9 protein-coding genes are annotated in these 12,594 nt (G+C 57.6%); all 9 read left to right on the forward strand.

Annotation, left to right across the window (positions count from 1 at the left end; all coding sequences use genetic code 11):
- The first annotated feature begins 312 nt into the window (after positions 1-312).
- The 9 genes from gabP (at position 313) to ACXHGZ_RS01845 (ending at position 12,592) form a co-directional block, all read left to right on the forward strand.
- The gene (gene gabP, locus ACXHGZ_RS01805) at positions 313-1,707 is read left to right on the forward strand and encodes a GABA permease (RefSeq protein WP_224457849.1); all 1,395 of its coding nucleotides are present in this window, start codon (positions 313-315) and stop codon (positions 1,705-1,707) included.
- Positions 1,708-1,976: 269 nt separating this feature from the next.
- A complete protein-coding gene (locus ACXHGZ_RS01810) occupies positions 1,977-2,420 on the forward strand; it encodes a GFA family protein (RefSeq protein ID WP_480462098.1) in 444 nt (147 codons plus the stop codon).
- Positions 2,421-2,550: 130 nt separating this feature from the next.
- On the forward strand, positions 2,551-3,480 hold the full coding sequence (locus ACXHGZ_RS01815; protein ID WP_480462099.1) for a malate dehydrogenase: 930 nt from the start codon (positions 2,551-2,553) through the stop codon (positions 3,478-3,480).
- Positions 3,481-4,024: 544 nt separating this feature from the next.
- Entirely contained in the window at positions 4,025-5,944 is a 1,920-nt protein-coding gene (locus ACXHGZ_RS01820) for a type I restriction-modification system subunit M (protein WP_480462100.1), read from the forward strand.
- Entirely contained in the window at positions 5,941-7,239 is a 1,299-nt protein-coding gene (locus ACXHGZ_RS01825; protein WP_480462102.1) for a restriction endonuclease subunit S, read from the forward strand. The genes ACXHGZ_RS01820 and ACXHGZ_RS01825 overlap by 4 nt, the downstream gene beginning before the upstream one ends.
- Positions 7,236-8,186, forward strand: a complete 951-nt coding sequence (locus ACXHGZ_RS01830; protein ID WP_480462103.1) for a GIY-YIG nuclease family protein — start codon at positions 7,236-7,238, stop codon at positions 8,184-8,186. Before ACXHGZ_RS01825 ends, ACXHGZ_RS01830 begins: the two co-directional genes overlap by 4 nt.
- 172 nt (positions 8,187-8,358) lie before the next feature.
- The gene (locus tag ACXHGZ_RS01835; protein WP_480462104.1) at positions 8,359-11,544 is read left to right on the forward strand and encodes a type I restriction endonuclease subunit R; all 3,186 of its coding nucleotides are present in this window, start codon (positions 8,359-8,361) and stop codon (positions 11,542-11,544) included.
- 282 nt (positions 11,545-11,826) lie between these two features.
- The gene (locus tag ACXHGZ_RS01840; protein ID WP_480462105.1) at positions 11,827-12,039 is read left to right on the forward strand and encodes a hypothetical protein; all 213 of its coding nucleotides are present in this window, start codon (positions 11,827-11,829) and stop codon (positions 12,037-12,039) included.
- Positions 12,005-12,592 (forward strand): restriction endonuclease subunit S, encoded by a 588-nt coding sequence (locus ACXHGZ_RS01845; RefSeq protein ID WP_480462107.1) that lies wholly within the window; start codon positions 12,005-12,007, stop codon positions 12,590-12,592. Before ACXHGZ_RS01840 ends, ACXHGZ_RS01845 begins: the two co-directional genes overlap by 35 nt.
- Positions 12,593-12,594: the final 2 nt, after the last annotated feature.

A 12,594-nucleotide genomic window follows, 5' to 3' on the forward strand; every position in this document is an offset into this window, starting at 1 on the left:
GGGCGCGTAGCGCGCTCGGTTCCATTCCGCTGGAACGCCCGTCCCAGAGCACCCCTAGTGGCCATTTGATAAATGTGACCCGCCCGGCAAAGCCGTGTCGTGATCGAACAGTTGCGGGACGTTTTCGAGTATTTTGCCGTCGCCCGCCCCGGCTTAAAGTGGACCCCGCATTTTGTCGGTGCATCGCCCTGAGCGTGAAAACGTCAACAACAGAGCGTGAGTGGTGTACCTGGTTACCGTTCTTTCAAAGGAGAAGCTTTTCGCCTACGTCTGCCCGTCTTTCCTTGTGTCAGCAAAAAGAGAACAAGACCAATGAACACCGTGGGATCTGATGGCAACCTTGCACAAGGTTTCAAGCCACGTCATGTAACGATGTTGTCCATCGCGGGCATCATCGGCGCCGGACTTTTCGTAGGTTCCGGGCACGCCATCGCGGCGGCCGGGCCAGCTACCATTCTTTCTTACTTCGTGGCCGGCACCCTGGTGGTACTGGTCATGCGCATGCTCGGTGAGATGGCCGTCGCCCATCCAGACACCGGCTCCTTCTCCACCTACGCTGAACAAGCCATCGGCCGCTGGGCCGGCTACACCATCGGATGGTTGTACTGGTGGTTCTGGGTATTGGTGATCCCTATCGAAGCGTTGGCCGCAGGTCATGTGCTCAACGCCTGGTTCCCCCAGGTGGACAGCTGGATCTTCGCCTTGCTGTCGGTCGTGCTGCTCGCGGGCACCAACCTGTTCAGCGTGGCCAAGTACGGCGAATTCGAATTCTGGTTCGCGATCCTCAAGGTCACGGCGATCCTTGGCTTCATCGGCCTGGGCTTCGCGGCCCTGATGGGTTGGCTGCCAAACCGCGAAGTCAGCGGCCTGAGCACCCTGATGGCCGAGCATGGCGGCTTCACGCCCAAGGGCTGGTCTGCCGTGGTCGGCGCGTTCATCACGGTGATGTTCAGCTTCATCGGCACCGAGGCAGTGACCATCGCTGCAGCCGAGTCCAGCGACCCGTCGCGCAACATCGCCAAGGCCACCCGTTCGGTGATCTGGCGTATCAGCACGTTCTATATCCTGTCGATCTTCGTGATCATCTCCATCGTGCCGTGGAACGACCCGCAACTGGCAGTGGTCGGCTCCTACCAGCGCGCCCTGGAAATCATGAACATCCCCAACGCCGCGTTCATGGTCGACCTGGTGGTGCTGGTGGCCGTGACCAGCTGCATGAACTCGTCGATCTACATCGCCTCGCGGATGATGTACTCCCTGGCCAAGCGCGGCGACGCCCCGGCCGTCCTGAACCACACCAACAAAGCCGGCGTACCCTACGCAGCCGTGTTCGGCAGCACCCTGATCGGAGCGGGCATCGCCATCCTCAACTACTTCGCACCCAAGGGCGTGTTCGAGTTCCTGCTGGCAAGCTCCGGTGCCATTGCCTTGCTGGTGTACATGGCCATCGCCATTTCCCAGCTGCGCATGCGCCGCCGCCTGGAGCGCGAAAGCACTGAGCTGAAGTTCCGTATGTGGTTGTTCCCGTACCTGACCTGGGCGGTGATCATCTTCATCGCTGGCGCCTTGGGGGTGATGATGTTCACCGAGGAACATCGCGCGGAGGTGACTTCGACCCTGGGCTTGGCGTTGGTGATTTCCTTCCTGGGGATCATCACCAGCCGTGGGCAGGCGCGGGCGGCGGCGATGGCTCGCTCGGTGGGTTGACGGTCGGTCGATTCTGGGTAAAGGAAAAGGCATCTGGTGACAGGTGCCTTTTTTCGTTATGGGCGAGGTGTTTCGGTGTGAGGCACTCGGGGGTATCTGTCGCAACTGTGGCAACGACCTGGTAGTGGGCACTGGTGCGGCGGCGGTCTACAGAGTGGCTCCTTGCGAAAGGGGTGATTGTATGCTTTGAAGGAGATCACGCAGCCCTGAGGAATTGCACCTGTGGCAAGACCACGCTTTGCCTTCCAGGAACCGATTGGAGGCCAGTTATGACCGATGACAGCAACGATAACCGTCCACTCTACCAAGCGGCCTGCCATTGCGGGACTGTCCGCTTTTCTGTGCGCCTGACCGATGGTTTGCGTACCGCACGCAGATGTAACTGCTCGCTCTGCCGTATGCGTGGTGCCGTAGCGGTATCGGCCAACCTGAACGACCTCACGGTCACCCAGGGGGAAGAGGCGCTCACCCTCTATCAGTTCAACACACGTGAAGCAAAGCATTACTTCTGCTCAAAGTGCGGCATCTACACGTTCCACCAACGCCGTTCTGCGCCGGACCAATACGGCGTCAACGTGGCGTGTATCGAGGGAATGAGCCCGTTCGACTTCCCGGAAGTGCCCGTCAATGAGGGCCGGAGTCATCCCAAAGACCGCGTAGAGGGCAGCTCAGGCATTGCCGGGTGGCTGCGTTACGCGCGCCATCCTGAGTGACTGTCCCCAAAAGGTCATTCACAACAGGCCTGCGACGGCGCGAGTTTTCGGATGTGTTTTCGCCCCAGCGGACGATACTTCTCTATACGCAGGCGTGTTCCTGGTGGCGCACGCGGCTAGGAGGTGTCCGATGGACAAACTGACAATCGTGGGTGCCGGGCTGGTCGGTGAGGCGGCAGCGCAAATCATCGCTCGGGATGAGTTATGCCGTGAGCTGGTGTTGATGGACGTTCAGGGTGAGCTGGCGCAGGGTAAGGCGCTGGATGTGTGGCAGGCTGCTGTAGAGTCCGGGTCTGATACCCGCGTCTACGGCGGGGCCAAAGCCGAGATGCTGGATGGCTCCGAGCTGGTGGTCATCACTGCAGGCGTTCCGCGCAAGCCGGGCCAGTCGCGTCAGGATGTTCTGAGTACCAACTTGCCCATCCTCGACAGCATCATGGCCGATATCAAACAGCATGCACCTACGGCAACGGTGTTGGTGGTGTCCAACCCAGTCGACGTGCTCACCTACCGCGCCTGGAGTATCAGTGGCCTGGGTCGCGACAAGGTGTTCGGGCAGGCCGGCGTGTTGGACACTGCCCGCATGAAGTGTTTCATCGCCGAGCAAACCGGGTTTTCTGCCCGGGACATCACGGCGCTGGTGTTGGGCGGGCATGGTGACAGCATGGTGCCGCTGATGCGCTACTGCCAGATCGGCTCGGTGCCGTTGTCGCACTTCTTGAGCAATGAGCAGATCGAGCAAATTGTCGAGCGTACGCGAAAAGGTGGTGGTGAGATCCTCGGCCTGAAGAAACTGGGCAGCGCCTGCGATGCGCCGGGTGTGGCCATTGCCCAGATGGTCGATGCGATCGCCAATGGACGAAACCGTATTTTGCCGGCGGTGGCCATTTTGCAGGGCGAGTACGGGCGTCACGACATCGCCATGGGCGTGCCTTGTGTACTGGCAGAGCAGGGACTGGCGCGGGTGATCGAGTTGCCGCTGGATGTGCAGGAGCAGGCGATGTTTGACCACTCTGCAGATCAGGTGGCGCGGGATATTGCTGAGATGAAAGCGTTGTGAGCAGGGTAGGGGTTGGGCGTTGACGAATAAGATCCGGGCAGAATGGGTACGGGGAGTGAGTCAATGTAACAGCCGGGGTGCTGCTTGACCTACAGGAATGTCACTTGTCAGTGGCATACCGGTAAAAATGCTAAGGTCCAGATAGCGCAAAGCCCCAAAAAAAATGGGGCTTTGTAAGGTATTTGGTGGGCCGGGGTAATCTGAATCGTTTCCCCAATAAATTAATTTCAAAGGTTATTTTTTTGTTTGAAGATGTATTTGGAATACCGTTTGGAATAACGCACTGGTTAGATGTTGCCCTCCATCAACCCTCAATAGGCACCACCCAATGAGTCGGACAAGCTTTCCGATCTGGAGTACGCCTGTAAGCACAAGCAAACCTGCCGTGGGCGTTTCCTGGCCGAGATGAATGAAATCAGCACCTTAGCCGTATGTCGATACTGGCTCGAAGCTATCCAACCGGTTAAGGTGTGGCATTGATCACATATACCTCACAGGGATGCGGCGAGCACGCCCTCCCTGCTTCTGTGTAAGGAACGTGCGCGTGAACCAGCAGACCCTGGCCCCCTTCATCTGGAATATCGCAGATCTGCTTCTGGGAGCCTTCAAGCCCTCCGAGTACGGCCGCATCATCCTTCCGTTCACCGTGCTGCGTCGTCTGGAATGTGTATTGGAACCCACCCGCGGCAAGGTACGCAGCCAGTATGAGGCGATGAAGGCCAGTGGCGTGGACATGGACCTGATCTTGCCGACGACGGCCGGCGCAACCTTCTACAACTTCTCGCAGTTTTCCCTGGACAGCGTGGGCTCCACCAGCACCCGCGCCAACCTGGAAGACTACATCGCCAAGTTCTCCGCCAACGCCCGCCAGGTGTTCGAGCACTTCGCCTTTGACAGGTGGCTGGAGAAGCTGGAGAAAGCTAACCTGCTGTATCTGGTCGCGCAGAAGTTTGCAGCAGTCGATTTGCACCCAGACAAGATCAGCAACCACGAAATGGGGCTTATCTTCGAGCACCTGATCCGCAAGTTTGCCGAGTCATCCAACGATGATGCCGGGCAGTACTTTACCCCGCGCGATGTGGTGCGCCTGGCCACCACCCTGGTATTTGCGCCGGATCATCAGGCACTCAACGGCGATGGTGTAGTGCGTACCGTGTACGACTGCGCCGCCGGCACGGGCGGTTTTCTGTCTTCGGCCATCGAGCAGGTCTACGAGTGGAACCCCAATGCCCGGCTGGTGCCCTACGCTCAGGAGCTGAACCCGGAAACCTACGCCATCTCCGTGGCGGACAAGCTGATCCAGGGCTACGACACCCGTAACATCAAACTCGGCAACACCCTGTCCGACGATCACCTGCCACATGAGCAGTTCGACTACTGCCTGGCCAACCCGCCGTTCGGCGTGAAGTGGGAGAACGTCCAGAAGCAGGTGCAGACCGAGCACAGCCAGCAAGGCTTCGCCGGCCGCTTCGGCGCCGGCCTGCCGCGCGTGGGCGATGGTTCGCTGCTATTCCTCATGCACCTGCTGTCCAAGCGCAAACCGCTTAAGTTGGGCGGCAGCCGCCTCGGCATCGTGCTGTCTGGCTCGCCACTGTTCAACGGCGGCGCCGGCTCCGGAGAGTCGGAGATTCGCCGCTGGATTCTGGAAAACGACTGGTTGGAGGTAATCATTGCCCTGCCAAACGACCTGTTCTACAACACCGGCATCGGTACCTATATATGGGTGCTGTCCAACCACAAAGACGCGCTGCGCAAGGGCAGGGTGCAGTTGATTGATGCCAGCGCCATGCATGCCCCCATGCGTAAGAGCCTGGGCAGCAAGCGCAAGTACCTGTCGGACGAGCAGATCGCCGAGATCGCCAAGCTGCACGAGGATTTCGAGGAAGGCCCGAGCTCGAAGATTTTCGCCACCGCCGACTTCGGCTACCGCCGCATCACCGTCGAGCGCCCGCTGCGCCTTCGCTTCTCGGTCACCCCGGAAAAACTCGCCGCCTACCGGGACACCAAGGGCGCCGATCAGATTGAGGCTTTCGCTGGCGTACAGGACGAGTTCGACAACCTGCCGGCCTTCCTCAAGGCCGCCGGCATCAAGAAGCTCGGCAAGGGCGCGCAGAAAGCCGCGCTGGCCTGCTTTGGCGAGCGCGACGCCAATGCCCAGCCAGTGCCGGACGACAAGGGGAACCCGCAGTCCGATTCCGACCTGCGCGAGTTCGAGAACGTGCCACTCAACCAGAGTGTCTGCGACTACTTCGCCCGCGAAGTACTGCCCCATGTGCCGGATGCCTGGATCGATACCGGCAAGACGGATGCGAAGGACGGTCAGGTCGGCATCGTCGGCTACGAGATCAACTTCAACCGCTACTTCTACGTCTATCAGCCGCCGCGCCCACTGGCTGAGATCGATGCCAACCTCAAGGCCGTGGAGGCCGAGATTGCTGCGTTATTGGGCGAGGTGACGGCATGAGCCATTACAAGCCTTATCCAGCCTATAAAGACTCTGGGGTAGATTGGTTAGGGCGGGTGCCAGAGGGTTGGGGCGTCTGCAGAATCCGGTACATCCTTTCAGAAAAGCGTCCCGTAAAAGGGAGGTCAATTCCAGCGGGTGCCATTAGTTTTGGCGAAGTTGTTGAGAAAGTTATGCTCAACGAGGAAACCTTGGAAACCTATCAAGAGGTTCTTCCTGGCGAATTCCTCATAAATCCAATAAATCTCAATTACGACTTAAAGAGCCTTCGTGTTGCTCTGTGCAAGATAGAGGTCCGAGTAAGTCCAGCATATATAGTTCTGTGTCCGATAAAGGAGATGAATCAGCGGTTTCTTCGGTGGCTTTTGTATTTGTTCGATGTGGCGCACATGAAAACCTTGGGTGCTGGTGTGCGGCAAACTATTACTTTTGAAGATGTTGGAAACTGCCAAGTAGTAATTCCAACAGAGTCTGAGCAAGCAGTAGTCGCAGAAATTCTTGACCGCGAAACCGCCCGCATCGACGCGCTGATTGAAAAGAAAGCACGCTTTATCGAGCTGCTGCGTGAAAAGCGCCAGGCACTAATCTCCCATGCTGTAACCAAGGGCCTCGCCCCCAACGTTAGGATGAAAGACTCCGGCGTTGAGTGGCTGGGAGAGGTGCCGGAGCATTGGAAAATGCTCCCCCTCAAACGGCTGATAAGCAGCATTGGCCAAGGGTGGAGTCCTGAGTGCGAAGCTCGTATTCCAGAGCAGGGTGAATGGGGGGTTGTGAAGGTCGGTTGTGTGAATGGCGGCGTATTCCGCCCCGAAGAAAGCAAAGCGCTACCTACCGAAATGGAGCCACGGCCAGAGCTCAGCCTGAAGGCAGGAGATGTTTTGATCTCACGCGCTAACACACGGGAGCTAGTAGGCAGTTGTGCTGTGGTCCCTCATGACTACCCGTACCTATTGCTGTGCGACAAGCTCTACCGGGTTGGATGCGGTGAACGTGTAACGCCTGACTTTCTTGCCGCGTTAGTAACTGTATATGGGCGCAGAGCTGTGGAGATAGAGGCCACTGGTGCTAGCTCATCCATGGTCAATATTGCCCAGTCGGTCATTCTGGACTTGCTTGTCGCAGTCCCCGGCGCGAATGAACAGGTCGAAATTATCAGCCGGGTTTCGGCAGCTACGACGCGCATAGAACATTTGCGTGAAAAAACCGAGCGTAGCATCGAACTGCTGAAAGAGCGCCGCTATGCCCTAATCACCGCCGCTGTCACAGGCCAGATCGACCTGAGGGGGGACGTATGAGCCAGGGCCGCAGCCTGCGTCTGTTTCTGGTGGACGGCACACCCAACGGCCTGCTCACCGCCGAAATCATGAACTGGACCGGCCATGTGCTGACCGGCCCGCGTTCCAAGCTGGCCGAACTGGTGCAGCGCCCCGAATGTGCGCGTACCGGAGTGTACTTTCTTGTCGGCCCCGACCCGGACGACAGCCTGCGTACCCGGGTGTATATCGGAGAGTCTGATGATGTGGCCCAGCGCCTAAAGCAACATAACCGTCCGCAAGAGCAGGGTGGCAAGGACTTCTGGGAACGTGTGTGTCTGATCACCAGCAAGGACCAGAACCTGACCAAGGCCCATGCCAAGTATTTGGAGAGCCAACTAATCAAGATCGCCACTCAAGCCGGTCGCTGTGTAGTAGGTAATGGCACAGCACATAGCTACACCAACTTGCCTGAGTCGGACCGAGCTGACATGGCGTTTTTCCTCGAGCAGATCCGCATCGTGCTACCAGTGCTGGGCTTCGACTTCCTGCGCGAGCTGATCAAACCCTCCAAGCTTGTTATGGTCCCTGTCGAGCAACCGGTTAGCCAGTCGCCGCGTTTTGCATTACAGCTTCCAAAGAGCAAAGAGCGCGCGCAGGCTCAAGAGGTCGATGGTGAGTTCTTCGTCCTAAAAGGGGCACGGGCTCGCGCTCAATGGGTAGGAACTGCGGATCACAACTACCGGAATCTGTATCAGCAGTTGGTGAGTGATGGTGTGATGGTCAGTGACGGAAGTGAGTATCTGGTGTTCAAGGACGACTATGCCTTCAGTAGCCCGAGTGCCGCAGCAGCGGTTGTGTGTGGGCGTGCAGCTAGCGGTCGAACCGCTTGGCTGGTCGAGGACAGTGGCGAAACTTATGCCGCCTGGCAGGACAGCCAACTGAACGGTGTTGGTGTGAAGCCAGAAAACGAGTCGCTCGATGAATAAGATCAAGCAGCCGCAGCGGTTGATCTGGGTGGCGCCACCAACTTACAACTTGACTGGCTGCCCCTACGACGACGGTGAGTGGATGTGCCTCGCCTGTATCTGTAGATACGCCCGATAGACATTATTAGATGGGCTGTTCCCAAGGATGGCCGCGAAGTTGAAGGACGAAACGATGAGTCAGATCCACCACGAATGCGAACTGGAACGCTATATCGTCGAGCAGCTTGAAGGTGCCGGCTGGCTGGTGGGTAAGTCGGCTGACTACGACAAAGGGCGGGCGCTAATCCCTGAGGACGTGGTGGGCTGGCTGGAGGACAGTCAGCCAGTGGCCATGGCCAAGATCGTTGCCCTCAATGGTGTTGGCGCGCGTGATGTGGTGCTGGAGCGACTGGTCAAGCAGCTGGAGAACAAGGTCGATGGCGGCACGGTGAATGTGTTGCGATACGGCTTTGCTGTGGCCGGTGGCGGCACCCTGTCTATGAGCCAGGCTCTGCCCGAAGATGAACGCAACGACACGGTGATCGCCCGCTATGCGACGAACCGTCTGCGTGTAGTTCCGCAGCTGCGTTACTCGTTGGACAAAGCCGACGAGATCGATCTGGCCTTCTTCGTCAACGGCATTCCGGTTGCCACGGTGGAGTTGAAGACCGACTTCACCCAGTCAGTCCAGGCCGCCATGCAGCAGTACTGCATAGACCGTCGCCCTGAGCGCAAGAGCGGTGGCCTGGAGCCGCTGCTCACCTTCAAGCGTGGCGCGGTGGTGCATTTCGCCATGAGCGATAGCGACATACGCATGACCACCAAGCTGGCCGGCGACTCGACCTTCTTCCTGCCATTCAACCGGGGCAACGATGGCGCCGCCGGCAACCCACCGGGTGACAACGGTAGTTATCCGGTGAGCTACTTTTGGGAGCGGGTGCTGCAAAAGGACAACTGGCTGCACATCTTCCACCGCTTCGTGCTGCAGGAGCGTAAGGAAGCCCAGGACGTCAACGGCAAAACCTACTTCAAAGAGGGCCTGATCTTCCCGCGCTTCCATCAGTGGGAAGGTGTGACGAGGTTGATCGACGCGGTGCGGGTAGAAGGGGCAGGGCAACCGTATCTGATCCAGCACAGCGCCGGCTCGGGCAAGACCAATACCATCGCCTGGACTACGCATTCGCTGATTCGTGTGCGCCGTCCGGATGGTGAGCCGTATTTCCACAGCGTGATAGTGGTGACCGACCGCCAGGTGCTGGACCAGCAGTTGCAGGATGCCATCCAGCAGATCGAGCACCAGGCTGGCGTGGTCTGCGCTATCGACCGCCAACAATCGAGCCTGCCCAAGAGTCAGCAGTTGGCCAAGGCCATGCTCGATGGTGTGCCGATTATCGTCTGTACCCTACAGACGTTCCCCTATGCGCAGAAGGCCATCCTCGGCGAGCAGAGCCTGCGCAATCGCCGTTTCGCCATCATCATCGACGAGGCGCACAGCTCCACTGGGGGCAGCACGGCGGATGACCTGCGCTATGCACTGACCGGGCAGAGCGAGGCGGAGTGGGAGAAACTCTCCAAGGCGGAGCGGTTGTCCGTGTGGCAGAGCTCGCGCTCGCGCCCAGGCAATGCCAGCTACTTCGCCTTCACCGCCACGCCCAAGCATTCGACGCTGAGCCTGTTCGGTCGCCCGCGCAATCCGGCGCAGCCCGTCAGCACCGACAACCCGCCGGCACCGTTCCACCTCTACACCATGCAGCAGGCGATCGACGAAGGCTTCATCCTCGATGTGCTGAAGAACTACACCAGCTACGAAGTGGCGTTCAAAATTGGCAGCGAGATGGTCGATGACAAGCGCGTGGACGAGAAGAGCGCCGGGCGCAAACTGGCCAAGTGGCTGTCGCTCAACCCGGTGAATGTGGGACAGAAGGTCGAGCTGATCGTCGAGCACTTCCGCAAGAATGTCGCGCACTTGCTCGGTGGCCAGGCCAAGGCCATGGTGGTGACTAGCTCTCGTGCGGCGGCGGTGAAGTACCACCTGGCGCTGGAGGACTACTGCAAGCGTAAGGGCTACGAGAATGTGCAGGCGATGGTGGCCTTCTCAGGTGAGGTGCCCAACACGGATGTGGAAGAGCCCAGTCTGCCCAAGGATCACCAGTTCAGTGAAACCAACCTGAACCCCGGCCTGCATGGCCGCGATATGCGCAAGGTGTTCGACACCCCGGACTACCGAGTGATGATTGTCGCTAACAAGTACCAGACTGGCTTCGACCAGCCGAAGCTGGTGGCCATGTACTTGGACAAGAAAATATCCGGCGTGGAGGCCGTGCAGACCCTCTCGCGCCTGAACCGCACCTTCCCCGGCAAGGACAAGACGTTCGTCATCGACTTCGCTAACAAGGCCGACGAGATACTGGCGTCGTTCAAGACCTTCTATCGTGATGCCCAAGTGGCGGACATCCAGGATCCGAACATCGTCTACGATATCAAGCAGCGCCTGGATGGCATGTTCATCTATGAGCAGGCCGAGGTGGAGGCTTTTGGTGATGTCATCGTCGACTCGAAGGTGACGCACCAGAAGCTGTTCTCGCTTACACAGTCAGCCACTGACCGCTTCAACGGAAAGTTGAAGACGCTCAACGATGCTATCGACCAGTGGGAAAAAGCCTGGGAGAAGGCCCATGACGAGGGCAACGACAAGGACATGGAGTACGCCGATGTACAGCGTTCGGAGTATTGCAAGGCACGCGACGAGCTGATGATCTTCAGCGAGAGCCTGACCAAGTTCGTGCGCAGCTACGAGTATATCGCACAGTTGATCGACTTCGGCGACCCGAGCCTGGAGGCCTTCGCCAGCTATGCTCGCCTACTGCGTAAGCGGCTCAAAGGCATCACCGCCGAACAGGTGGATCTGGGTGACCTCAAACTCAGCCACTACAAGATAAAAAAGGGCAGCAACCTCAGTGGCGTCGCCGTCCTGGGTGAAACACCTGGCCTCTATGGTATGACCGATAACGGCCTGCGCGACGCCCGCGACCGCGAGAAAAAATACCTCGCCGAGCTGATTGAGAAGCTCAACAACTCCTTCGGCAAGGACATTACCGACACTGACCAGGTGGCCTTCGCGGTGCACGTTTCCGAGAAGCTGCGCGCTGACAGCGTGGTAATGGCCCAAGTGCAGAACAACACGATGGAACAGACCATGAAGGCGGACCTGCCTTCAAAAGCCATCTCTGCCATCGCTGCCGCCATGAGCAGCCACACTAGTATGGCGACCAAGCTGCTCAGCGATGAGTCGACGCGCGAGGTGTTTCTGACGGTGGTATACGAGCTGTTGAAGAAAGATCCTGGGGCAGAGCTCTTTGACCTAGCGAGGCCGAATTAGTAGAGATCGGCTAGTCCTCAACCCTGAGGGGGCAAGCGGCCTTGAAAGCTATTTGCTGTCGAATCGCTGGACGCCCCTCTGGATTAGGTAGGGTGCATTTCATCTCGGAAGGCTTGTCTCTTTAAGCTGACCTTTTCGCGTAAAAAATGCAGAATGCATCAATACTGCATTGACGTTTCACTTCCATTCCCTTAGCATGGTCTCCAAGCCTGCTGCAGTATGATTGCATTCTGCGCTCGCGACGGATTGAATTGAATATCGGCAGACACGCAAGGAGATTGAATGAAACGAAAACGATTGAAATTAGCACCCCCGACGTATCTTTCCCTTGTGGTCTACCTTGCTCTCAGCCCCAATATCGAGGTCGGCTTCAATCGTTCGTGGCAGGTAAATACTGATGGCAGTGAAACTAGAAGCCTGCAAGTAGATATAAAAAAATTTGAGCATGGGAAATTAATCAATGGTGGCGAAAAAAATACTCTCTCATATCGCTGATGTCTCATTAGGCCAGACTTTTCGGGAGCGAGCGGAGACAGACAGCCCCGAAAGCGGCGTTAGGTTGATTCAGATAAAGGACGTCCGGGAGGGGGAGCTGAATGATATAACTTCCCTCCCTTATGCTGATATCGAGCCATCTAAATTGAAGGTTAAACTCCTGGCCGGAGATTTGCTGTTGCCGCTAAGAGGTACGCGAACTGAAGCCATGGTGTTTAGAGGGGAGAGCGGTAATGTCACCACAACAAACCAAGTCGCGATAATTCGCCCTAGGCAGGATGGAGGGGTAAGTTTGGAGTACCTCCATTGGTTTTTTAATTCAGCTGAGGGGAGTGTTTTACTTGAATCCATACGAACTTCCGCAAGCATACCAAATATAAGTGTTAAGAATTTGCTTGAAATATCGGTGCCAGTTCCAAACATGAAAAAACAAAAGCAAATAGTTGACATTTATCATAATTGGTGTGCGCAGAGGACTGCGTTGCGTGAGTTGATTGTTAATGGAGAGAATATGGTGGCAAGTGCTGCGCACGAAATATTAGGTGGAGATTGATA

Source organism: Pseudomonas shiyinii (assembly GCF_056725765.1).